25 protein-coding genes are annotated in these 23207 nt (G+C 39.1%); 2 read left to right on the top strand and 23 right to left on the bottom strand.

Annotated features, from left to right (window positions below):
* Positions 1-54 precede the first annotated feature (54 nt).
* From PHV30_03955 to PHV30_03915, 9 genes are all read right to left on the bottom strand, one after another.
* A complete protein-coding gene (locus tag PHV30_03955) occupies positions 55-2619 on the bottom strand; it encodes an SdrD B-like domain-containing protein (protein MDD5456168.1) in 2565 nt (854 codons plus the stop codon).
* Positions 2620-3396: a hypothetical protein gene (locus PHV30_03950; protein MDD5456167.1), complete on the bottom strand. Its 777-nt coding sequence runs from the start codon at positions 3394-3396 to the stop codon at positions 2620-2622.
* A 10-nt stretch (positions 3397-3406) separates the two neighbouring features.
* Positions 3407-3886: a hypothetical protein gene (locus PHV30_03945; GenBank protein MDD5456166.1), complete on the bottom strand. Its 480-nt coding sequence runs from the start codon at positions 3884-3886 to the stop codon at positions 3407-3409.
* Positions 3887-3890: 4 nt separating this feature from the next.
* The gene (locus tag PHV30_03940) at positions 3891-4406 is read right to left on the bottom strand and encodes a hypothetical protein (protein ID MDD5456165.1); all 516 of its coding nucleotides are present in this window, start codon (positions 4404-4406) and stop codon (positions 3891-3893) included.
* Positions 4396-5079 (bottom strand): hypothetical protein, encoded by a 684-nt coding sequence (locus PHV30_03935; protein ID MDD5456164.1) that lies wholly within the window; start codon positions 5077-5079, stop codon positions 4396-4398. Before PHV30_03935 ends, PHV30_03940 begins: the two co-directional genes overlap by 11 nt.
* A 38-nt stretch (positions 5080-5117) precedes the next feature.
* The gene (locus tag PHV30_03930) at positions 5118-5900 is read right to left on the bottom strand and encodes an acyl-CoA dehydratase activase (protein ID MDD5456163.1); all 783 of its coding nucleotides are present in this window, start codon (positions 5898-5900) and stop codon (positions 5118-5120) included.
* Positions 5897-7903: an NAD-dependent DNA ligase LigA gene (ligA, locus tag PHV30_03925; protein MDD5456162.1), complete on the bottom strand. Its 2007-nt coding sequence runs from the start codon at positions 7901-7903 to the stop codon at positions 5897-5899. Before ligA ends, PHV30_03930 begins: the two co-directional genes overlap by 4 nt.
* 75 nt (positions 7904-7978) lie before the next feature.
* Positions 7979-9328: a chloride channel protein gene (locus PHV30_03920; protein MDD5456161.1), complete on the bottom strand. Its 1350-nt coding sequence runs from the start codon at positions 9326-9328 to the stop codon at positions 7979-7981.
* A 165-nt stretch (positions 9329-9493) separates the two neighbouring features.
* The gene (locus PHV30_03915; protein ID MDD5456160.1) at positions 9494-9958 is read right to left on the bottom strand and encodes a KH domain-containing protein; all 465 of its coding nucleotides are present in this window, start codon (positions 9956-9958) and stop codon (positions 9494-9496) included.
* Between the two features lie 136 nt (positions 9959-10094).
* Here PHV30_03915 and PHV30_03910 point away from each other — a divergent pair, with 136 nt between their 5' ends.
* Positions 10095-10394 (top strand): hypothetical protein, encoded by a 300-nt coding sequence (locus PHV30_03910; GenBank protein ID MDD5456159.1) that lies wholly within the window; start codon positions 10095-10097, stop codon positions 10392-10394.
* Here PHV30_03910 and PHV30_03905 read toward each other — a convergent pair.
* From PHV30_03905 to rplU, 14 genes are all read right to left on the bottom strand, one after another.
* Complete coding sequence (locus tag PHV30_03905) at positions 10391-10975, bottom strand: ComEA family DNA-binding protein (GenBank protein ID MDD5456158.1); 585 nt, start codon at positions 10973-10975, stop codon at positions 10391-10393. The two genes, PHV30_03910 and PHV30_03905, sit on opposite strands and share 4 nt — an antisense overlap.
* 120 nt (positions 10976-11095) lie before the next feature.
* Positions 11096-12163 carry a flagellar biosynthesis protein FlhB gene (gene flhB / locus PHV30_03900; GenBank protein MDD5456157.1) on the bottom strand — a complete coding sequence of 356 codons (1068 nt, stop codon included), beginning with the start codon at positions 12161-12163 and terminating at the stop codon, positions 11096-11098.
* Between the two features lies 1 nt (position 12164).
* Complete coding sequence (fliR, locus tag PHV30_03895) at positions 12165-12935, bottom strand: flagellar biosynthetic protein FliR (protein MDD5456156.1); 771 nt, start codon at positions 12933-12935, stop codon at positions 12165-12167.
* Positions 12936-13199 carry a flagellar biosynthesis protein FliQ gene (gene fliQ, locus PHV30_03890; GenBank protein ID MDD5456155.1) on the bottom strand — a complete coding sequence of 88 codons (264 nt, stop codon included), beginning with the start codon at positions 13197-13199 and terminating at the stop codon, positions 12936-12938. It lies immediately after the preceding gene.
* Positions 13200-13212: 13 nt separating this feature from the next.
* Entirely contained in the window at positions 13213-14241 is a 1029-nt protein-coding gene (locus PHV30_03885) for a hypothetical protein (protein MDD5456154.1), read from the bottom strand.
* A 22-nt stretch (positions 14242-14263) separates the two neighbouring features.
* Positions 14264-14962, bottom strand: a complete 699-nt coding sequence (gene fliP / locus PHV30_03880) for a flagellar type III secretion system pore protein FliP (protein ID MDD5456153.1) — start codon at positions 14960-14962, stop codon at positions 14264-14266.
* Positions 14959-15255, bottom strand: coding sequence for a flagellar biosynthetic protein FliO (locus PHV30_03875; protein ID MDD5456152.1), 297 nt, complete (start codon positions 15253-15255; stop codon positions 14959-14961). Before PHV30_03875 ends, fliP begins: the two co-directional genes overlap by 4 nt.
* The gene (locus tag PHV30_03870; protein MDD5456151.1) at positions 15252-16133 is read right to left on the bottom strand and encodes a FliM/FliN family flagellar motor switch protein; all 882 of its coding nucleotides are present in this window, start codon (positions 16131-16133) and stop codon (positions 15252-15254) included. Before PHV30_03870 ends, PHV30_03875 begins: the two co-directional genes overlap by 4 nt.
* On the bottom strand, positions 16133-17227 hold the full coding sequence (locus PHV30_03865; protein ID MDD5456150.1) for a FliM/FliN family flagellar motor C-terminal domain-containing protein: 1095 nt from the start codon (positions 17225-17227) through the stop codon (positions 16133-16135). The genes PHV30_03870 and PHV30_03865 overlap by 1 nt, the downstream gene beginning before the upstream one ends.
* Before the next feature lie 20 nt (positions 17228-17247).
* Positions 17248-18111, bottom strand: a complete 864-nt coding sequence (locus PHV30_03860; GenBank protein ID MDD5456149.1) for a flagellar hook-basal body complex protein — start codon at positions 18109-18111, stop codon at positions 17248-17250.
* Positions 18111-18614, bottom strand: coding sequence for a hypothetical protein (locus PHV30_03855; GenBank protein ID MDD5456148.1), 504 nt, complete (start codon positions 18612-18614; stop codon positions 18111-18113). Before PHV30_03855 ends, PHV30_03860 begins: the two co-directional genes overlap by 1 nt.
* 245 nt (positions 18615-18859) lie before the next feature.
* Positions 18860-19846: a GTPase ObgE gene (gene obgE, locus PHV30_03850; GenBank protein ID MDD5456147.1), complete on the bottom strand. Its 987-nt coding sequence runs from the start codon at positions 19844-19846 to the stop codon at positions 18860-18862.
* A 270-nt stretch (positions 19847-20116) separates the two neighbouring features.
* Positions 20117-20371 (bottom strand): 50S ribosomal protein L27, encoded by a 255-nt coding sequence (rpmA, locus tag PHV30_03845; protein MDD5456146.1) that lies wholly within the window; start codon positions 20369-20371, stop codon positions 20117-20119.
* Positions 20372-20386: 15 nt separating this feature from the next.
* Entirely contained in the window at positions 20387-20962 is a 576-nt protein-coding gene (gene rplU, locus PHV30_03840; protein MDD5456145.1) for a 50S ribosomal protein L21, read from the bottom strand.
* 266 nt (positions 20963-21228) lie between these two features.
* On the opposite strand from rplU, the gene PHV30_03835 reads away from it, so the two are divergent.
* On the top strand, positions 21229-23205 hold the full coding sequence (locus tag PHV30_03835) for a hypothetical protein (protein MDD5456144.1): 1977 nt from the start codon (positions 21229-21231) through the stop codon (positions 23203-23205).
* Positions 23206-23207: the final 2 nt, after the last annotated feature.

Raw genomic sequence — 23207 nt, 5'->3', positions numbered from 1 at the left:
ATTCCGAAATTTGTGCGAGTATACCGTAAACCAACTTGGTTGAGGTATAATCCATCAATAACTAAAAAACTTTATCCAATAGTTTCGATCTCGGGTATACAATTTTACCTTAACTTTATTCCCGGAAACAGGTACTTTGACCTGAAACTCGCCTGATTCTATATTGAATTTCCGGTCATTAATAATCGCGTATTGTACCGGTTTTAAAATCTTTCCGGATACCATTAATTCCTTCTTGTTCAACTTTTTTATCCCGGTTATTTCCACGTAATCATCTTTATAGGTACTTTTGTTTACTTTTTCCAGGACAAAATTAACTTTACCGTTGCCGATTACAGTAGTTTTACGTTCTCCACTAAGTTTATATCCGTCAGGAACAGATGATAAATCCAGTTCTACTGGAAATTCCTGACCGATACCTTCAGTCACATATTCATAATATCCGTCTTCGTCGGTTTTTATAACAGTTTCCCCAATTATTATACGAACTCCAGAAAAACCTTTTTCAAATTCTTCTTTAGTACCGTTCTGATTGTCATCCCTGAAAACATTGCCATAAATCCTGTTGGCCAGAAGTACGCCAAAATTTACAACCATTCTCTGACCGGGCTGGACCTGTACAAATTTGGGATAATCTTCTGTGGCAGAAAGTTTCTGGGTTCCTTCTTCCAACTCAATGGTAGTGGAGCCCTCATATACGTTGTCAAATTTATACACACCATATTGATTGGTAGTCGATACCTGACCATCGGAAATTTTCACCCTGATATTCGGAACAGGTTTTTCCGCTTCGTCCAGTTGGCCGTTTGCATTATCGTCCAAGTAAACCATACCGGTCAATACAGCTCTACCCTTACCGAACTGTGCCAGATAATTGAAATTCTGGGAATATTCCAGACGAATTTCATCCAGAACTCTGGATACTTGAAACGCAACCGGAGCATCGTCGATTGTCCTGTAAAAACCAAAGGTTAAATTACCATCAGGATTCGGATAGTAAATAAGTTCCAGTTTGGCAAAATGTTTAGAAAATACTTCATCGGTAGATCTGTTTTTTCGCGTATCATATTGGTAAAAAGCATTAAAAAATAGTGCTGTTTTGTAAACCGGTATAGGTGTCAACATAATAAACGACCTGTAAATATCTTGCTGGTAACTGGAAGTAGTCAGCTGATTATCTTCCAGAGTATATTCACCCTGATACGATAAAAGACCTTTGATCACCGGGACTATGAATCCATAAGTATAATTCTTCTGATCATAACCGGCCGCCGGATTTCCCACGTTTTCATAATGGATCGGTGAATATTTGGCCCACAAATCAAGTAACCATATTTTTTTCCTGGCCTGATAATACATACCCTGCTGGGCATACTGATAATTATTAATAAAATTGGATGTCACTGAGGCAGTCGGAGAAATAGCTGTTACCACAGAATAAGAGTTGGTAACCGACTCATCGCGCTGGTCCCAGTAATATACTGTGATGTCTGGTAGTCTGTTATCGGACTTTTCCAGTCTCCAGTTGAACACCAAATTGTTTTTATTTGTTCCCAAGTCCTGAGCATTAATAGACCTTCTATAATTTTCACCGTAATAACTTAAATCTGTCAGGTTATTAATAAAATAATTAAGATTATAATTGAAACCTCTGAACCCTCTGTAGTCCACCATACCGAAGGGCAGTTCAAAGCCTTCAGCGAAATCTTTATAGTTCAGTTTGGCATTCAAATCAAGATGATTATTATAGGCCAGAGTAAAATCTCTTGCCATTCTGGAATTTTTATCCTGACCCACCTCCGCGTTAACATCAAAAAGATAAATAAAAGTTTTATAAAACAAACTGCTGCTGAAATTGCTGAGATTTAACCCCACACTGGAATCTCGGTTAAGTCTGTAACCCAACCTGGAAAAAGACAATGTCTGGGTATCACGCTCTTCACGTTCGGCGGTACTGCCCCAATTCCCGAAATTGTTACGGCCATAAAATAAAAGTATATCCAGGTTGCTGTAAGCACCCTGATAGCTAATGCCCTGCAAGGGTTGCGATGGAAAAACAATAGAAGATATCTCTTCATAAAACTGATCTCCTATGGTAAATAAACCGTAACTGTTTTTCAGTGAGGTAGTAAAGCTGTTCAGTCCCTGGGCTGCAGCAGTATTTTTGAAATATGTATAATTTGTCAGAAAACCCCAGGGTGTTTCACCCTGAGTATTAAATTTATAATAAGTATATCCGTAGTCCCAAACGTTCTGAGAATAATCTGATTTTGATGAGCCTGCACCGTATCCCATGCTGATATTGCTAATAAAACGTTTGCCGCTGTAATCTACTTCCGATTTGGCCGTAGCCACAAGCTCCTGCGGCTTGACTTTGATTTTGTAAGCTGTCTTGTTTTTATCTGTAAGCACTATAATGGAAGCTTCACCGGGCTTTAAGCCTTTTAAAAGTAAAAGATTGGTTTTGGTATTAGCCTGAATAACATCCTTATTATCGATAATTATAAAGCCCGTAATTCCGTTAATGACCACCTGTTTTTCTTCATCATAGGTAAGCTCAATGAGCCCGGCCAGAGAAAAAGTAAAAACAAGGGATAATATTACTAATTTTTTTAACATTTATTCATTCACTTTGATTTCTTTTATAATAATATTATCGTCACCGAAATCCAGAGTAAGCAACAAAGATAAATTATCTTTCTTTTCAGGTACTTTATTTAAAACTGTAAAGCCCTTTTTGGTGAAAGTATCCTTGGGCAAAGCAATAACAACGTCTTTAAGGTCTTCCTTTAAATATACTTCATTTGTTTTATTATCCATAAGTACGATGGTACATTTGGGTTGCAATAACACGTTACCTTCATTGGTCAGAGCATATTCATAATAAAGTTTGTTGCCAACAAGACTCGTTTTAAGATTTTTTAAATTATAAACTTTGGAAACCTGGCCATCGATCTCTTTATAGATCATGCTGCCGATGCGACCACCAAACGATACACCGGAATTTTTTATACTAACAAGCGGATAGGCTTCGAAGAAAATTACACCGTACTGACCGCCGGTTTCATTAGCAGCAGAGGTAAGGGTCAGGATTACAGTTCTGCTTTCTTTAGCCTTCAAGGAAAAGGATGAAGGGAAAATCAGACAGGAATTTTTTAAAGAATAAGCCGTCATTCCGGACTGAATAAATACTTTTTTGCCATCCTGCATATACCAGTCGTTCAGATAAACTTTAACGTTCAGGTTTTCCTTGCCCTGATTAGTTAATGTCAGTGTTTTGCGCACGGCAGAGCCTTGTTTCATAAGGACATTATAATGAGGCGGGTCCAGACTGATCTGCAAAGCAAAAACATTGAAACCGCAAAGTAGACTTAAAAGTATTATAATTCGTTTCATTTTTTACACCTCACTGAGTTAGGGTAAACACTATAGTACTATAGTAGTTCCCGGCTGTCTGATTAACCGGTATCCTTAGAAACCAGATAAAGTTGAACAAATTGGTAACGTTACTTACCGGAGTCTTACTGTATACGGTTTCTCCGGTTGTAGTAAAAGTCTTTTTCTGATTGGCATTAGGTATAGCTGATGTTATGGAAGTAGAACCTTCCTGAGCATAGACCAGGTCCCACTGCATGTTTTCCACGCCCATTGCAGCAGGGCCGTTAAAGGGATCAGCTTTAATATCAAGGCTCCAGGGAGCGCCGCTGTTTACTTCGAATTGCACAACAGTATTCGGATAACTGCTTCCAAAGGTGACCCATTCTCCCTCGTTAGGATTCAAACTTCCAAAATTAACTACCGGGTTTTGGGTTATGGTCAGGCTGAAATTGGCAAAACCAACTTGCAGTAATCCTGCACAGAATATGAAGAGAATTATCTTCTTCATAAAATTATTCCGTTAAAGTAAAAGCAACAATAGATCTGTATAATCCGCTATTCTGCTTGGGTGGGATCTTTAAGGCAAATTTGAAAAACAAATCCGTCCCGTTGGGCAAATTGTTATACTCGCTGGTATTACTGGAATAAGCCAGCGCCGGGCTGAGACTGATCTTGTCTTCGCCATTACCGTACCAGGTGCCTAAAGCTGTTTTGGACGGATATCCGTACCATACAAAATTGCCGTTGGAGATTACGTCCTTTCCATTGGTTAATTCGTACATATCGCTGATTTTAAGAAACCAGGGAGTTCCGCTGTTACTTTTTATATTGACCTTAACACCCTCGTTATCCGGCATATCTCTTTTCATCTCACCGGGATTCATGGTTTTAAAGTCAATTAAATTGCGGTCTACAGCCAGCTCAAAAAAACTTTTCACATTTACCATAACCTGCACGCTGGTCTGCTGAGTAGCAGAAAACATAAAACCGGATAAAAGTATCAATAAAAATAGAGTTTTACTTTTCATCGCTATCCCCTTTTTTACCCCTCATATCAATTAATTTTATGTTATCAATACTAAAATTTACGCTGCCTGTTTTGGTATTGGCCAAAAAGATAAACTGAAAATGAAGCAGACCGCCCGAGCCGTTTTTATGGTCCGGGTTCCAAGTGTTGTCACCGACTGTTTTATTGGTATCTTTAAAGGAGGATATAGGGATCAACAAGACTTTCCAGCCTTTCCAGTTGATATTCGCGCTGTATTCAAACCTGTCATCATTAATCGGTTCGTAATTTTTATTTACATCCTGTTCCAGCTGGTAATTGCCGTTATCGTCATCATATAACTGAAGAGTTAATTTACCGCTGTCCGGACCTGTCCCGTAAACATAAAGCTTAACGTGGGTAAATGGAGTAGCGTCAACTCCCAGGTAACATCCCATGCCTCCCACATACCAATCTTTGGCGTTACCTTTTACTTCCAGTACATAACGACCAAGATATTTAAACAACGGATCTTTGGAAAACACATCGGATTCAACAACTTTCTGTTCACTATTACCAAATGTCCACCAAGCAGGTTTTTCGGTAATATTACCGTTTTCAAAATCATCAATCTTGCCGTTCCAAGGCGTGTTAGCTTCTTCCGCGATTAGAAAACATGTCATGAAAATCAGAACTACCAGCGCTTTTTTTATCATAGTTAACCTCCGAATATTATTGAACTCATTATAACGATTCATGCCTTTGTTTGCAAACTAATTTTGCTCACTGCCGCACCCAGAGCTCCATTAAATTGTGGCTCTTTAGGTATTATCACTTCCAGTCCTGTTTCTTTATGAATGATATTTTGCAGTGCTTTGTTTAAAGCTACACCTCCGGTAAATATAATCGGCACACCATAATCTATATATCGAATGAGATTCGATTTTATCCTAGAAAAAATACTATAGTTTATTCCCGCTGCCAGCCTGGGTATGGCAATACCTTCAAAAATTTTGCCTAGAAGCTCAGATTCGCCGAATATGGCGCAGGTATTGCTGACAGGCACAAAATCCTCAGCATATTGTCCCAGCTCTTCTATGGACATCTGCAGAATGTTAGCCATGTTTTCCAAATAACGGCCGGAACAAGCTCCGCATTTGTCATTCATATAAATATCCAAGATATGTTTATTTTCTACCTGTACAATTTTAGTATCCTGACCACCTATATCCAGTAAAATAAAGGATTTAAGGCTCGTCTGATGAATAGCGCCGAAAACATGGGCCTTTTGCTCTGATATTTTTTCGGCTTGCTGAATATTGACCTGATGCTTGCCGTAACCTGTGGAAACAATCTTGTCTTCGGGCTGGATATCCAGTTTTTTCAGATTAAGCTTAAACTGACCGTTACTCAATTCTCCATAATGCTTATAAAAATGAACCGAATCGAACATTTTCTTAGATAAAAGCTGCCCCTGGACACTGATGGTCACAAGTTTGATATTACGGCTTCCTAAATCTATACCAATAAAATTCATGATGTTTTGAGCAGAGCCTCAAAATCCTTCTCACTGATAATCTTTACATTTAATTTTTTGGCTTTATCATACTTTGAACCTGGTTCGGTCCCCACCAAAACGTAGTCGGTTTTTTTGGAAACGCTGTTCCCCACTTTCCCACCGTGATTTTTAACAGCAAGTTCTATTTGCGATCGTGAATAATTTTCCAGTGATCCGGTCAAGACAAAAGTTAGCCCGGCCAACTGGTTGCCCAGCCGCTGTGAAACTTTCTGCAGAGTAAAACCTCTTTCTTTTAAAAGTTCGAACAACTGCCGGTTATGCTGATCTTGAAAAAAATCATAAAGCGAGCGGGCGGTTTTCTCTCCAATTCCCTCAATATGCAGATATTCCTCAACAGTCATCCTGAAAAGGTCTGTGTAATCTGAAATGTGTTCTACAATAATATCCGCGGTTTTTTCACCGATAAATTTAATACCCATTGCATACAACACTTTCTTTAGCGGCATTTTTTTTGCTTTATTCAGTTCCTGCAAAAGATTGGCTATTGTTTTGTCGCCGACACGTTCCAGACCAAGCAGGTCCTTTTCAGTCAGTTTAAAAAGATCGGGCCATTTCCCGATAAGATGACTGCGAATTAGCTGTTCTACCATTTTTTCACCAAGACCGTCAACGTTCAGGGCATCCCTGGATACAGCATGCAGTATCTGTGCTTTTACCCTGCCCGGGCATTCTTCATTGGGACATATGATAGCAACCTGATCTTCCGGACTTATCAGCGGTGTAGAACAAACAGGACATTTATGAGGAAAATGCACTGCCTTGCCTGCCTTATTCTTGTGTGAAACCATAACTACTTCCGGAATAACCTCTCCTGCGCGTTTAACCACCACCTCGTCACCTATACTTACACCTTTTTCCTCAATAAAATCCTGATTATGCAAAGTGGCCTTGGAAACAGTTGCTCCGGCTATTTTTACAGGATCAAACATGGCAACCGGCGTAATAGTACCCTGCCTGCCAACCTGAAAAACAATATCCTTGATGATGGTTTTTGCCTGCTCGGCAGTAAATTTATAAGCGATTGCCCAGCGCGGGGACTTGGCTGTCATACCCAATACATCCTGATACTGCAAATTGTTAACTTTTACAACTACACCGTCAATTTCATAACGCAGATCATCTTTTTTTTCAGCCCATTCATTACAAAAAGCAAAAACCTGAGGTAAATCCCGACACAACAAAACCTGTGGGTTTGTCTTAAAATTATATTTTTTTAAAAAAGCAAAGGATTGCTCCTGGCTATCGATACCGATCGATCCGGCATTAACAACATAATATCCGAAAAAACGCAGATTTCTGACTGCTACGACCTCGGGATCAAGCTGACGCAATGAACCGGCCGCTGCGTTTCTAGTATTGGCAAACAAGGGTAGATCAATCTTTTCACGCTCTTTATTAATATTTTCCAATTGCTGCTTTTCCAGATATACTTCACCTCTGATTTCCAAAGGTTCTTTATATGTTATTTTTAAAGGAATATCTTTTATTGTTTTAATATTCTGCGTGACATCCTCACCAATTTCTCCATCTCCGCGGGTTATACCTCTCTCCAATGTACCATTTATGTATACAAGACTGACAGCCAGTCCATCGATTTTCAGTTCACAAAAATACTCAACAGGCTTTAAATTACTGACATCTTTAACCAGCAGATTCTTTATTCTGGTGTCAAACTCGGTGACCTCCTGCAAAGAATAGCAGTTGGATAAACTGATCATGGGAATAATATGGCGAACTTTGGCAAAATTTTCAGATGCTCCGGCTCCGATTACGGATGTGGGTGAATCGGGCTGTTTTAGCTGAGGGTACTGTTGTTCCAAATATTCCAGTTCTTTGACCAGAACATCATAATCAAAATCGGATATTTCCGGAGTATCCAGATTGTAATATCGATTATTATGATAATTAATTTGTTCTTGCAGTTGCCTGATGCGTTTTTTAATTTTGGCTTCGTTAAGCATACAGCAGACATTGATTATATCATGAAGAGTAACCCTTAAAAACCTATTTATGCTGCTGATTATGGAAAAAAATATTTATAGCCTGAATAAATTCCGTATAGAAATAAAAACCTGACGTAATCTGCTATTGAAGTCTTCTCCTGCAGAAATACAGACCGGCTTTATATTTTTGATTTCATTACCTATATCTACCTGTATTGATTGTGATTTGGTAACAGACAATATTTGCGAGGGATAAACACTTCTGTGCCCGGTCATGAGAAAACTTATTATACATGCTACTGTGGCATAAGGTGCTATTTTGGGGCCAAAAAGTTCTACTGCCATAATACTTGCAGCTATAGGAGTATTGGCGCAGCCTGCAAGCATACTGACCATTCCGATAGCGGCAAAATTTGCTACATTCAGATGTAAAACCCGAGCAAATAATGTACCGGCCGCAGCCCCTGAAAAAAATATCGGGGTTATTACACCCCCGCTTCCCTCAAAGTTTAAAGTAATACTGGTAAATACAGGTTTTAAAATAAAAGCACCCCAATCAGCAAAATTTCCGTTGAGAAACGTTTCTATACTTTCTAACCCCAGTCCTAAATATTTTGTAGTGAATATGAATGATAAACAAACAAGCAATGCTCCGCCAAAAAGACCTTTTAACGGACTCCATATTTTCATTTTTTGAGAAATTTTTTTCCCGTATTTTAATATTTCAATAAAAATAAATGAACAAATACCAAAAAAAATGCCGGCGAGAATTATTTTAATAAAAAATAATTCTGTAAAACCGCTCAATATATTGGTAGGGTGATAGAAATAAACTATACCTAACCTGGATGAGATTTGATAACTGGTAATTCCGGCAATAAACGAAGGAAGCAATACCTCATACAAAATACCTCCGACAAAAAGAACTTCTACCCCAAATATGGAACCGGCTATTGGAGTACCAAAAACCGCGGCAAAACCGGCACTGATACCGCAAATTACAAGTTTCTTACGGTCTTCGTCAGAAAACTTGAACAGATCTGCGAAAACTGAAGATAAGCCCGCACCAATTTGCGCACTTGGGCCCTCCTTCCCTGCCGAACCACCAAAAGCCAGGGTTATAACGGTGGCGACTAATTTTACCGGTACTACTATAGCTTTAATTTTCCCGAAATTTTTATGGATAGCTTCAATAACCCGTTCCGTACCGTGCCCCTCAGCATCAGGAGCCAGATATTTAATAAGTATGGCACTGCAAAATAAAGCTAACGGTAATAATATAAAATATAGCGGATACCTATGGGTTGTACTTATCCCCCAACTCAAAATATAAAGAAAAAATGTAGTGGATAATCCTACGATACCCCCTATGATGGTAGCAAAAAAAACCCATTTGATTATACTGAAAAACAATACCGTTTCTTCAGTTATTCTTTTTTTCATTAATTAACCTTTGTTTAAAATAATAGACAGCTAATTATATATTCAGCAGCGTATAACCTCAATTTGTTTGTATTATGCCGAACTACTGAGTATCTCATATTTATTGAGTAAAAAGCCTAAACTGTAAGTTTTTTAACAAACAATTATTATTTTTTAATAATAAAACTAATCGATTTTTTCATCAAGGACTAACCTATATCTGCTGTCCTTTTCCAAAACACGAACAGTTAATACCTGGCCTGTGCTTAATTGTTCCAGCCTACCTTTGACCACACGAGATACATGCAGGAAACCCCGGGTTTCATTACCCAAATCAATGAAGGCGCAAAAATCAGTGATTTGCTTAACCCGACCTGTCAAAATATCCCCTACGTTTTCTCTAGCCAGCAACAAATGGATGGCTGTTGATGCCAAAGCAACAGCACCAGGATTCCCTGTTATAATAGCAAAATGGTCACCTCTTCTTATCTGAATATCAGCGCCAGACTCTTTTTGTAAAACTTTTATTCTGTTTCCTTTATTGCCGATTATATAACCTACCATATCTTTAGGAAGCTCCATTATTCTTTTATTCGTCCCTACTCTAAAATTAACACGATTTTGGATTAAAGAAATTATTTTTAATAGCATCTACTGCCTCCTTCATGAAATGTCTTCACATATATCGGATACTCCACAGGAAGATTGCAATGAAAAAGTTCCATCAACTAACAATGTAAACCAGCTCACGCTAAAACTTATATCGTCACACTTCGTCAGGCTCAGCATGACAAAACGTATATCGTCACACTTCGTCAGGCTCAGCATGACAAAACGTATATCGTCACACTTCGTCAGGCTCAGCATGACAAAACGTATATCGTCACACTTCGTCAGGCTCAGCATGACAAAAAGTATATCGTCACACTTCGTCAGGCTCAGCATGACAAAAAGTATATCGTCACACTTCGTCAGGCTCAGCATGACAAAACGTATATCGTCACACTTCGTCAAGCTCAGTGTGACAATATATCTTCATGTCCCTAAACAAAGCCGCTTCATGGAAATAACTGGAATGTACTTTTAGAGATACAAATACTTTTTAATTTTTTCCAGTTTGCTTTTGCCCATACCTTTGATGACTAACAAATCATTTATTTCTTTAAAAATTCCGTTTTTCTGTCTGAGGGCGATAATATCCGATGCTGTTTTTTCTCCTACACCCGGGAGGCTCATCAACTGTTCTTTGTTGGCGTAATTGATATTTACCATATTTAACTTTTCCCTAACAGCTGCAACTTTGGCCGCTGATTTAGAGTTTTTTTGTTTTTCAGCGGCAATCATTATTTTATCTCCGTCGATCAATATTTTGGCCAAATTAACTTTTTTTAAGGAGGCCTCGGGTAAAATTCCACCGGCCAGTAAAACCAGTTCATAGGTATGCATGTCGGGTGAAATTATATAAACTCCCGGATTTTTAACAGCGCCTTCGATATGTACCGTAATATTATTTGTAGCAGCCGGTTCAATCTTGCTTACAGGTTTGGGCAACGAAAGTTCATTGGCCTTGTCTTTGCCTCTTTCGTAAATCATTAAACCCGCAATGGAAAAAATAACCAGCAAAACAGATATCTGAAATGACTTGTTTTTAAATAAATTATATAACACTTTTCATCCCTATGATCTTTTTAAACTTAAGCAGCAAGCTCAGTATGACTCAATTCAACCCTTCAACATTCCACCTGCCACTTATCTCTTATCTCTTATCTCTTATCTCTTATCTCTTATTCACGCCGCCTTTTTTCTTTTATTCCTGATCTCGTATACAATAGCCAGGATACCGGCTACCTCAGTATAAAGTTCCGGAGTTATTTCCTGCCCTACTTCCACAGCGTTAAAAAGGGCCCAGGCCAGCTCCTTGTTTTCCGTAATAAGAATATTGTTCTCGTCGGCAATTCGTTTGATTTCTTCGGCAATAAGAAGTTTTCCCTTGGCTACTACCTGAGGTGCCTGCATCACATCGCTATCATATTTAAGGGCCACAGCTATATGTGTAGGGTTAGTAACAACAGCGTCAGCTCCGGCCACCCCACCACCTCTGCGTCCTGACGATAATGATCTGGCCATATCTCTTTGCCGCTGCTTGACCATGGGATCGCCTTCCAGTTTTTTATATTCATCCTTTACTTCCTGCTTGGTCATGCGCATTTGTTTCATAAACTGCTGACGTTGCCAAAAGTAATCAAGAATGGCGATAAAAGCGTAAAACATACCAACACGTATAGCTACTTTCATGGCGATATCACCGGTCAAGGCAATAGCGGCCAGTATAGGCAGTGCGCCGGCACGTAACAGGACAGGCAACACAGGCAGTAAGGCTTTATACATGATGTAAAATATAATGCCCATCTTGGCTATAGATTTGGCAAGTTCTACCAAACCTTTTAAAGAAAATATTCGTTTAAACCCTTCCAAAGGATTCAATTTGTTCAGTTTCGGCATTAGCGGTTCCATAGACATATTGAAGCCGGATTGTAATGACTCCACGATTATAGCTATGATCACATTGGTAAGCATTAAAGGTAGCAAGGTTAAAAGCATGACTGTTAGAAGTTCCTTTAAAATTCTGAGTACCTGCGCAAATTCGATATCATGAGAAATCATAGAAAAGGTTAACAGAAAAAAATTGGTCACGCTTTTCCACATATAGGGTAGGCTCCAGGCCAGCACATAGTAAGAAGCAAAAAACAGAAAAGCAGTCGTGATTTCCCTGCTTTTTACAACCTGCCCTTTTTTGGCCGCCTCCCTGAGCTTGTGCGGCGTGGGTTCTTCTGTTTTGTCGCCCTGATCGCCCATACTACACCTTTACATTGGAAAAAAATTTATAAATTTCCACCATAGTCTCGTTAAAAATGTTGCTGATGTCATTAGCCAAAACCGGAATAATAAAAACAAATATCCATAATCCGAGCATGGGTTTTATCTGAAACCCAAGGAAAAAAACATTAACCTGCGGTGCCAACCTGGCCAGAAGACCAAGGGAAAAATCCAGTAAAAAAATAATGATCAGCAATGGTATGGACAAATCCAGGGCAGTCATAAACAGCTTGGAAGCCAAGCTTCCCAACTGTTGCAAAATTCCCTGATATTCGACAAAATGTGCCACGGGTATGACCTTGAAACTTTCATAAATAGATACCAGAAACAGATGGTGTGTATTGGTTGCCAACACCAGAAAAGTAGCCAGAGTAAACATAATACGTTCCATAATGGTAACCTGACCTCCGTTTGCCGGGTCAAAGGTGGCAGCCACGCTTAGCCCCATCTGCATGTCCATCATGGCACCGGCCATTTCTATCCCTACAAAAATAATACGACAAATAAAACCGGTTAGGAACCCCACAAAAAGCTCATTTACCAGAGCTATTACAAAGACCAGCGGTATTTGAGGTATATCGCTCGGCATAGGGGTGGCCATACCCAACAAAAGTCCTATCCACAAGGCCAGCACCAGTTTTATCATTTGAGGTATGGACCTGTCGCTGAGTACCGGGACACTGAGGAACAAACCGAAAATTCTGGCTGTCATCAGCAGCATGAAAAGAATTTTGGAAATGTTAAGAATCATCTAAAACTTGGGAATATTAGACCACAGAGAAGTAGTCCAGGATATTATACTTGATGCCATCCAGGGAAAAGTAATGGAAATGACAATGAAAACCACTATCATTTTGGGTACAAAGGTAAGCGTCTGTTCCTGAATTTGAGTAACTGCCTGAAACAATGAGATCAGCAGACCCACAGCCAAGCCGGCACCTACAGATGGCAAGACCAGAAGAAGCAGTAAATTTATACCCTGACGCAGATAATCTGTAGCTATACCTATTGTCATGAAAAATAGTATACTACTTTTTCTTTTTAAGAGTAATAGTAACGGGATAATTTGAACCCGGAAGCGGGAAAGTTTCCAATACTTTTGTTTGCGGGAAATCAACTATTATATCCATCAAAAAAATGTCCTGACTGGCGTAATATTCATAAACTTTTTCGTCAAGTTTGAAGACCAGGCCGGCTGGTCCTCCGTTCGGGGTCAAATACATTCCGTAAATACCTGCGGATGGAAAAAATATTTCATAACGATGATTTACACCATAATTTCCATCAAGAGTTTTGGTATTGTGCTGAAGAAATTTGTCCTGCCCGATAACAATATTATAGAGTTTGTTTCCATTGGTAAGCGGAACACCGGTAACAATTTCATGATAGCGGTACAGATCTCCTGACTGTCTATTGTATTTTTTCTCTGCCTCATCTTTCATATCATTGTTAAAGCAAAATGTAACACTGACATCATATGTCACGGATTCGTTTAAAGGGAAAACATCAATAATGCCTCCGAATACATAACTCTTTTTAATTTCATAAGATCTTTCCAGGTTTTGGTTCATCAAATAACCGCAATTGGGTTCTTTGAACAATGTTCTGGCAATTACCCGCCCTACATAAATCCCTGACGGGTCCGGGCCTCCGATGCCAGCAGTATAATAAAATGGCCGGTTTTGACCGGGCTTTATACTGACATACAAGACCCCGTCATCATCACCCGCGTTCATATGATAAAACAGCAATCTGAAGTTACCGCTGACATTATCTCTTTTGTATAAAACTCCCGATTGGCTGATGCTCTCAGGTTTGTTGCTGTAAAGCAATAGTTTTACAGGGCTTTTGGCAGGAGCTGGAACCCTGCGAAAAGACACTTGCTGCCAATTATCCGTTTCATCATTATTATAGAGAATAAAATTATCTGCCTGCCGGCTCCAATATTTGAGAGCACCTGTCTCGTCCTGGTCGAGCTTTAGGTCAAACGGCACTGCCCTTAAAAGCTGTGGAGATAAATTTCCATAATAATCAACCTGATAAACAGCGGCCAGCAAAAAGCCGGTCAGCAGAAATAATCTAGCGAGAATAACTTTCCATCAGCCCCTTAACAATGAGGTTAAAACCGTCCACCAAAACAAAGAAAAGTATTTTGAATGGCAGCGAGATCATAACCGGTGAAAGCATCATCATGCCCAGAGAGAGCAAAATGTTGGACACCAGCAAATCGATAAGTACGAACGGCAAAAAAATTACAAAGGAAATCATAAAAGCTTTTTTCAGTTCGCTGATCATAAAGGCAGGTATTAAAACATAAGTAGGAATATCATCACGGGATTTAATTTTTTTAAGATCAAGTTTGGCAAATTCCGAAAACAGGGCCAGGTCTTTCTCGCTGACCTGTTTAAACATAAACTGTCTGATCGGTTCTATGGTTTTAACCAGCGCCTGTTCCTGTGTAATCTTGCCTTTATTAAAAGGATCAAGCGCATTTACTTTAATATCCTGCCAGACAGGGGCCATAATAAATATAGTCATAAATAAGGCCAACGAAATAATTACCATATTCGGAGGCGACTGCTGTGTACCCATTGCGCTGCGCAGCATACCCAAAACTACAGTAATGCGCAAAAATGAAGTAACAGAGATCAGAAAAAAAGGAATAACCGAAAGTAATGACAAAAAAATTATCAGAGAAATGGAATTGCTGAACTGTATCGGCGTTCCTGTGAGTAAAGTATTATAATCCAGGTTCATTACGGGAGCGGCGAGTATCATTGCTTTGTGTCTTGTTTCTTTTTCAGTTCTCCGGCAAAATCTTTTTTTTCGATTTTGACGAGTTGCTGAATTGACCTGTTGCTCACTGAAACCAGATATTCATCGCCATCCAAAGAAACTATATATACCCCGATCTGTGGTTGTAAGGGAAGATACTCTACAAGTTTGAGCCTGCTGTTCTTTCTTTTTCGTCCCGGAATATAGTTCAAAACGAAGGAACCTGCATAAATCAGGGCGAATATAAGCAGCAGTACAACAAATATATTAATAAAATAAAAAATACTCAAGTTCATTTTTTCGCGTTTACAATTTCTTTTAGCATAATACCATAGTTATTGTCTACCGCAACTACTTCTCCGACTGCTATGATCTGTCCACCGATTTTCAGCTCCAGAGGCTCTCCGAAGAGTTTGTTCAGTTCAATAACCGATCCTTCGGTCAACTCATAAATTTCGCGCAGTGAAATGGTAGTATTTCCCAGATAAACATCAATTTTTACGGGAATATTGGCAAAAAAATCCAGGTCAAAATTCTTTCCGGTTATTTTCGCGTCCAGTTCAGGAAATTCTATAGGCCTGATATTAACATATTCTTCCTGTTCGGTTCTTTCCCTTACCGGAGGAGCAACAGGTTCCTCGATTATTTTGGGTTCAACTTTGGGGACGTCATAAACAGGTTCATTAATAACCAGGGTTTCCTCAACTTCCTTTTCAACTTTGTTAATATAATCATCAACAATTTTTTCTTCTTCTTCCAGCGGTCCTAACTTCATATCCGGTGACTGACCATCGGGTATATGGAACTCATCCTCGAACATTACTTCTTCCTCATCATGCTCATCAATTGTTGCTGCGGGCTGAGGTTCGCTATCAGCAGATTCGAATGACAAGTCCAGATTGTCGTAATCGTTTTTATCACTGAGTTGTTCAGCTGAGCTAACAGTACCGACATCCATGGCTTCATTAAGCATACCCAGCGTGTCATCAAAAGAGTCCTCAATATCCAAACTTTTATTTAGAATCTGTTCTTCCTGTGGTTCTAATGACAGTTCACCGTCACCAGTACCTTCTTTGTCGTTACTAAGCAAATCATCCAGAGAAAAGTTCTCCTCGCCTTCACCGAATAAATTATTTTCTATCAGCTCCCGCAAACCTTCTTTATCCACGCTCATTAAACATTCTCCCAATCAAATTCATTTTCAGAATTATCCTCTTCATCAAGTTTGGAAACAAATGCCTCATCCTGGCTGTCGGCTTCCTCTTCCTCTGATTTCTCAAACCATTCCTCATCCTCTGAGTTTTGATCATCAGACATACTTAATGTTAATTTTTCTTCAATATTATCTTCTTTTTTCGAATTATCGGCAAGTTTATGCTTAAGCTGAACACCCATTTTACCGTTTATTATTCCAGGAAGTGCTGAAAATTTCAGATCATTGCCTATAATCACCTCGACCTGATCACCTATTTTTTTACCAGTCAATAAAACATCACCGCCACGTAAGGCCTGTAATTCCGACAAATTAATTGTCACCTCATCAAAAATCACATCAACTTCCGTGTTAAATTTCTTTTGCACCATTGGATTAAGAATTATCCTGGAAAATGATTCTCCGGGAAATTTTAACCGGCTCATAAACTGTTCCAGATTTTTCTTCGTGAGAGCGAAAATAACCTTGGTCTTCTCGTGAATATTCGGTAGCTGCATATGGAAAGTAAATAAATAATAGGTCTCAGAATCATTGATTAAAGTATTTTTTTCTTTTTTGCCATAAATAAACTCATAATCCGGTTGTCCGGAAATAATACCGGTCTTCCCAAATAACGGGATAAACAGGTCCTGGAACAACTGACTGAAAAACAGCTGCTCCATATCGGAAAAAGATAACTTGTCCACAGCTAGTTCTGTGACACCGAATGACTGATTGATCAAATACTTGGCAATCCTGTCCTCGATATAGATGGAAAAAAACATGTCTTTTTCCCTGATGCTATAAATTATATGATTTTCCATGGAAAAATAATCTTTAAAGGAAAGCTGATCAAACTGGAATCCTGTAACCACAAACGATACCGAAAAAAGAGCTTCCAGCGAAGCCCTCCAGAGCTCCAGTAATTTTCTGAACTGATTTTGAAAGCCGACAATGTCCTTTCTGGAAAATGACGGCGCCGGCTGTGTTACGTTGACAACTTCGTCCTTGACCGGGTTATATATATGCCAGTCTTCATGATGCACCTGATAATTTATGCTGATATTAGATTTCATAAATAAAACTATTAATTATTTTATGATCCTAACTGCTGAATAATATTTTGTATTTGCTGACTTGCTATTTTTACTGCGGTCAAACTCGCAGACATAGCTCGCTGAACTTCCATGGCATCAACCGTTTCACCTATAAAAAACACATTAGACTTTTCAACAGCCTGTGAAATAGCCTCAGCCATACCGTTTTCTCCGGATACTGCCGGACTGAACGGGATGCCGGCTGCGGGAGTTGCTCTGTATGTTGTACCGTCATGCTGGATAAGAGCCGCGCTGTTGGGAAAATCCGTAAGCGCAACTTTATATAATGGCTTGGCGTTTTCCAGATCACCCACATTTTTCTGTGATGCATCATAATCATTTACCAATATTCCGCTGCGTCCCTGATATTGCCATCCGGCTGTAGCGGAATCATTAGCTTTTATCGGTGAAATATTGGTAGTATCGTATTGTCCATTCCCCAGATATTTGAAGCCATAAACCTGCCTCCCGGAATTATCCAGTAAAAATCCGTCCTGGCTGAATTTGAAATTACCAGACCTGGTATATAAAAAAGTTCTGCCATTATCCGGAGAAACCATAAACATACCGTTGCCCTGTAAAGCAAGGTCCAATTTACCCCCGCTGCCGATTTCTCCCTGGGAAAAATCAACCCATATATTGGCAAGACCGACTGTGGAACCTTCCTGATTGGGATTGGTACCTCCGGTATCGATCGTTCCGGCCGAACCCGTATTTAAAACTTTGTTGAATATGGTTTTGAAAGAATATTTGAGAGATTTGTAGCCAACTGTGCTCATATTGCCCATATTGGCTGTCTGTATTCTGAGAGCAGTTTCAAAAGCTCTCATGGCATTTTCGCCATTTTTCATAATATCAAGCATTAAACTGTACCTTTTTTAATCTCTGCAATTTGATCCAGAGCGACAAGATTGTCATCTATTTTCAGAAAAATCTGATTATTATTATTTACCACGCTTTGAATAATTCCGGTTAATCTGGCGCCGTTATAACTATATGAAGCTGTTTCGCCGATCAGAGCTGAGGTTTTGTTTAGCTGGTCAATATTAGTAAAAGCATTCAGTCCGTTCTGGGCCATCATCAACTGGACCAGCTCATAATTGGAGTTAGTTAGCAAGGAGTCTGTTGTAGAACTGCCCAGCAAAGAATCAAGGTCCGAGCTATTGGAGCCGGTTAAGTCACCACTATCTACAGAAGAGGTGGTTAAAAAATCGCTGAATATATCCGAAAATTTCTGTTGAAAATATAAAGCTGTCTGATTTGGGTCATTGGGATTTGGCGCGCTGAACAAATTGGTATTGCTACTATTAGCGACAGCGTTTTGCAGATTAACATTTAACAAATTGGGGTCGCTAAAAAAATCCATAGTAATTAAAAACTAACAAAGAAAATTTTGAAAGTCAATTAAAGATGAAAATTGAAAATTCTGCAAATTTTACCGATTGACCACAATGAGTAGTCAAAATCCTGAAAAGTGAAAGGTGAAAAGTGAAGGGACAAGAAGAAACAGTCGTATGCAACTGCCTGTATCGATGTTTCCTGAAGGGGGATGAGGTTAACGATTGACCACTTTTCACGTTTTACCTGTGGATAACTCTATATATTTATTTTTTATGTTACTTTAGAAGCCAGCCGGTCGATAAGTTCGGCGACACCTTCCCCGGTTGCAGCGGACAAAGCCAGTACCTGATATTTCTTAAACTTTTTTTTAAGCTGAGTAATTTTTTTTCTATCTGCTACAGCATCTATCTTATTAAAAACGACAATCTGTTCTTTTTTCTTTATATCCGGATTATATAGCTCAAGTTCGTTATTTATTACCTGAAAATCATCCAGGACATCACGATTATAGAAATCGGAAATATCCAGAACATGCACAAGGATTGTGGTTCTTTCAATATGTCTGAGGAATTGAATGCCCAGACCATGTCCATGATGCGCGTCTTCTATAAGGCCGGGCATGTCCGCAATAATAAATTCTTTTTCGTTTTTATACTTGACCACTCCCAGATTGGGCACCAGTGTTGTAAAAGGATAATTGGCAATCTTGGGCTTACAATGTGTCATCTGAGAAATGAGTGAAGATTTACCGACATTCGGCAGACCGATTATTCCTACATCCGCTATGAGTTTCAGTTCCAATATTATTTCCATTTCCTGTCCCGGCAGGCCCTTCTGAGCATAAAAAGGTGTCTGATTGGTGCTGCTGGCAAATCGGGCATTACCCTTGCCGCCCAACCCTCCTTTGGCCATGACATGGACCATATTGTCTGCGTTAAAATCGATTATTGTCTCGCCCGTTTCTTTATTTTTAACGATGGTACCCACAGGAACTTTTACATGCAGGTCGATAGCCGCTTTTCCGTAGCAGTCCCTACCCCCTCCCGGCATACCGTCACCGGCTAAATATTCTTTTTGATAATTAAAGTCCATAAGACTTTTTAAATTATGATCGGACTGAAATATCACATCCCCGCCTTTACCACCGTCTCCACCGTCAGGACCGCCTTTGGGGACATATTTTTCGCGATGGAAATGTACACTGCCCGCTCCGCCATGTCCTGCTTTAATTTTTATTTCCGCGTAATCAACAAACATATAAATCCTTTCAACTAAACCGGAATATATACATAATTTAAACTGGTTTAAGGCATACTCGCACAAAATTGGGAATTCGGCAAGGCGCCCAGGAGCCAAGCGCGGAGGTGTATTCAAACATACGTCGAGCACATGGCGACGCAGACAACCCACGCTACGCCGGAGGCTTCGCCGAGGCGAGCAAAGCCGAAAACCAATTTTGAAAGAGTATAAAATAAAAAAGCGGACTATGTGTCCGCTTTTTAAATTCTATATCTGAAAACCAGCTTGTTATTTTTCAAAAACGCTGACTATCTTACGATCACCTTTAACCGTTCCGAACTTTACAATACCGTTAATAAGAGAATAAATGGTGAAATCACGACCCAAACCTACATTACTTCCGGGTTTAATCTGAGTACCGCGCTGACGCACGATAATATTGCCGGCTACAACCTGCTGACCGCCGAATTTTTTTACACCGAGATATTTGGGATTACTGTCTCTGCCGTTTGTTGAACTACCTTTACCTTTTTTATGTGCCATAATGGTCTCCTTAAATTATTCTTCTTTGGCTTTAGCTTTTTTACGAACCGGTTTTTCAGAGTCGGTTGCTTTAGTCTCTTCTACTTTTTTCTTTTTCTTTTCTTCAGTTTTCACTTCAGCGACTTCCTCTGTTTTTTTAACTTTCACGCTTTCTTTTTTCGTATCGGATTTTGCTTCAACAGCTTCTTTAGCAGCTTCTACTATTTCCGGCTTTTCCCCAATCTGTTCGGTAATAACTTCTTTTTCTGCTTTGGCTGCTTTTTTAATTTTCTTGCCTTCGGTTAAAATATCCAGGATTTCCAGCATGGTATATTTCTGTCTGTGCCCCTGTGTTTTATGATAACCGGTTTTATTTTTGAATTTAAAAACAATAACCTTCTTGTCTTTAAAAGTAGGGTCTTTTACAACTGCTTCAACACTTGCGCCTTCCACATAAGGCATTCCTACTTTAATATCATTTTCCATTTTAACGAATAAAACTTTATCAAGACTGACTGCCTTATCAACATCTTCATTGAGCAGATCTACATAAAGCTTAAGGCCTTTTGTGACCTTGTATTGTTTTCCCGCTACTTCCACAATCGCATACATGCTTAAATCTCCTTATAATTCCCAAATTTTTGCACAGTAAGGAAAGATACCATTATTGCTGTTTTATGTCAATTAATCTTTTTTATTAATTCCTTACAAAACTGGGCTTAATTCTTTAGAAAAAATTAAACCACATCCGCTTTTTTTTGTCATGTATAAAACAACGCCGAATGGCACAAAATCCACATTCTCCAAAATGTTTTACAAATCTTTGAAATCGGATTTGTTTTTTGCCGATATTTTACTAAGGCAAGGAATTTAAATCCATGAACAAAAAAATAGTTAGCATTACAAACACCTATACTATGGCTGATTTTAAGGATGAATATGAAAAACTTTCAACCATGATCAGCAAAGTAGATAAAGAGTTCGAACAAATTCTAAAAACAATGCGCTATGCGTTGGAAGCGAACGAATATTATCTAAAAGAAAAAAAAGAAGAACTCATCTCCAAACTGTGGGCTATTGAACCTTGGATAGGACCCCTTATCAAAAAACTGGATATGTTGCGCGATCAGGAAGATCATTATGTGCTTATAAACGTTGTCCCTGAGCTATCTTATGAAATAGAATACCTTAGCGCGTTGTATACCAGGATATTTGATGTTTTCATTAACAACGCGAAAAATAATATTGCGCCCGCTCATTTAAGTATTAAAAATTTATCCAGTGCCAGTATCAAAGAAAGAGAATCCATTATCGAACAATTGCGTAACCCTGACACCACTGTAAAACAAGACAAGGTAATCACAGGACGTTTTGGCCGATCTTCGGAAAACTATGAAGCAAAATATATTGAATTACTGACATCTCTGAATATTTTGGAAATAATAATAATAACTTCAACTATTACAGGCAACAAAGCCTTAAGGAGAGAACCATGTATCAGCCGCTTCAGCAGTTTGCTGAGATGTCCGGGCATAAATTTTTATGATGTACTGGAAACTACTCCCGGAGAATCTGTTCCGGGTATGCATAACGCCGAATGGATACTTTCCGAATATTATTATGACATGGAAGGCTATATGGAAGACCTTCCTGCTCTCCTCAGTCTTCTGGACAACAATGGCAGGGTAATCTTCAACAGTACGGATACCATGATGCAATCTCTACCACATAACACCGGTATTATAAGCTCTGGCAAATACACCGTTGATGTCACTTTTAAAAGAAACAAACTGACTATTCCTGACCTGCGTTTGTCCATTATTAATGTCGCCCGTTCCAGAGAATATGAAGAAACCCATGCGGATATCACTGTAAAAGATAATTTCATCTACTCCAACGATAAACAAATCGGACAGTATCCTTACGCTTCAGGTGTATATGGCGGTATTGAGGCAATTGCCTATATGGCTGATCTTCGCGGAACATTTATTACGCAGACTGATGAACAAGGCAGATTGTTTATCAGCGGACTGCCCAGATACTGGCAATTCTCAAACGGCCTGAAAAATACGGATATTATTATTGAAGTTGATAAACAAAATGTAGTATTTAAAGCAGCCGATGAAATATTGTTTTCCCGCAGCCTGGAATATCTAAGAAGCAATACGGTTGTGCAGCATATGGATAAAAACAGAAACCTGTTCAGGGAATATTTATGGCCTGTTTTGGAAGACACTTCCATAACTGTTGCCGGAGTATTTAAAGATGTCGCTAAAATAGAACAAGCAATGACACAAGTAAAGCATACATCCTTAAAAATATATGATGAAATAATAAAACACATCAGTTACATTGATCTTTTAACTACATCGTCAGAAAAAGACAAATTAGGAGAAGCTTACACCAGCTCCCGACGAATCGGTATTTTTTTAGACCGGCTGGACGGCAGTTTGGAACATATAATAGAAGTCATTGCCCATGAGGCTTTGGGCCACATCAAACTTAGAGAAACAATGGGGTCTCTAACAAGACATTTTTATAAAACTGTTTTACGCGTATATGATGCTGACTATCTCGACAAAAATTTCTTTACCAATTCAAGAGGATATTATGACGCGGAGGTTGTGGATGAAGCATATTCCATAGTAAATCACATCGAAGCTCTTATGGAAATTACCTGCAACCATCCCAGCCCGAAACAAAGAGACAGGTCCATAATCTATCTGGAAAACGTGAAACGACAACTTGAATCGATAAGTCAAGGTTTACAAGTAAAAAAAGATTGCAGCGAGGAAATTTTCAATTTAATAAGTGATCTGCTGGCACGCGCATCAAAATTATCAGGCAATTTATAACA

It is taken from the genome of Candidatus Margulisiibacteriota bacterium (genome assembly GCA_028715625.1).
In the GTDB taxonomy this organism is placed as follows: Bacteria; Margulisbacteria; Riflemargulisbacteria; order GWF2-35-9; family GWF2-35-9; genus JAQURL01.
This window is presented reverse-complemented; position numbering and strand designations above follow the sequence as displayed.

Coding starts and splice junctions, on each gene's coding strand:
- PHV30_03955 (MDD5456168.1), bottom strand. CDS start 2,619: ATGTTAAAAAAATTAGTAATATTATCCCTTGTTTTTACTTTTTCTCTG.
- PHV30_03950 (MDD5456167.1), bottom strand. CDS start 3,396: ATGAAACGAATTATAATACTTTTAAGTCTACTTTGCGGTTTCAATGTT.
- PHV30_03945 (MDD5456166.1), bottom strand. CDS start 3,886: ATGAAGAAGATAATTCTCTTCATATTCTGTGCAGGATTACTGCAAGTT.
- PHV30_03940 (MDD5456165.1), bottom strand. CDS start 4,406: ATGAAAAGTAAAACTCTATTTTTATTGATACTTTTATCCGGTTTTATG.
- PHV30_03935 (MDD5456164.1), bottom strand. CDS start 5,079: ATGATAAAAAAAGCGCTGGTAGTTCTGATTTTCATGACATGTTTTCTA.
- PHV30_03930 (MDD5456163.1), bottom strand. CDS start 5,900: ATGAATTTTATTGGTATAGATTTAGGAAGCCGTAATATCAAACTTGTG.
- ligA (MDD5456162.1), bottom strand. CDS start 7,903: ATGCTTAACGAAGCCAAAATTAAAAAACGCATCAGGCAACTGCAAGAA.
- PHV30_03920 (MDD5456161.1), bottom strand. CDS start 9,328: ATGAAAAAAAGAATAACTGAAGAAACGGTATTGTTTTTCAGTATAATC.
- PHV30_03915 (MDD5456160.1), bottom strand. CDS start 9,958: ATGCTATTAAAAATAATTTCTTTAATCCAAAATCGTGTTAATTTTAGA.
- PHV30_03910 (MDD5456159.1), top strand. CDS start 10,095: ATGACAAAACGTATATCGTCACACTTCGTCAGGCTCAGCATGACAAAA.
- flhB (MDD5456157.1), bottom strand. CDS start 12,163: ATGGGCGATCAGGGCGACAAAACAGAAGAACCCACGCCGCACAAGCTC.
- fliR (MDD5456156.1), bottom strand. CDS start 12,935: ATGATTCTTAACATTTCCAAAATTCTTTTCATGCTGCTGATGACAGCC.
- fliQ (MDD5456155.1), bottom strand. CDS start 13,199: ATGACAATAGGTATAGCTACAGATTATCTGCGTCAGGGTATAAATTTA.
- fliP (MDD5456153.1), bottom strand. CDS start 14,962: ATGATACTCGCCGCTCCCGTAATGAACCTGGATTATAATACTTTACTC.
- PHV30_03875 (MDD5456152.1), bottom strand. CDS start 15,255: ATGAACTTGAGTATTTTTTATTTTATTAATATATTTGTTGTACTGCTG.
- PHV30_03870 (MDD5456151.1), bottom strand. CDS start 16,133: ATGAGCGTGGATAAAGAAGGTTTGCGGGAGCTGATAGAAAATAATTTA.
- PHV30_03865 (MDD5456150.1), bottom strand. CDS start 17,227: ATGAAATCTAATATCAGCATAAATTATCAGGTGCATCATGAAGACTGG.
- PHV30_03860 (MDD5456149.1), bottom strand. CDS start 18,111: ATGCTTGATATTATGAAAAATGGCGAAAATGCCATGAGAGCTTTTGAA.
- PHV30_03855 (MDD5456148.1), bottom strand. CDS start 18,614: ATGGATTTTTTTAGCGACCCCAATTTGTTAAATGTTAATCTGCAAAAC.
- obgE (MDD5456147.1), bottom strand. CDS start 19,846: ATGTTTGTTGATTACGCGGAAATAAAAATTAAAGCAGGACATGGCGGA.
- rpmA (MDD5456146.1), bottom strand. CDS start 20,371: ATGGCACATAAAAAAGGTAAAGGTAGTTCAACAAACGGCAGAGACAGT.
- rplU (MDD5456145.1), bottom strand. CDS start 20,962: ATGTATGCGATTGTGGAAGTAGCGGGAAAACAATACAAGGTCACAAAA.
- PHV30_03835 (MDD5456144.1), top strand. CDS start 21,229: ATGAACAAAAAAATAGTTAGCATTACAAACACCTATACTATGGCTGAT.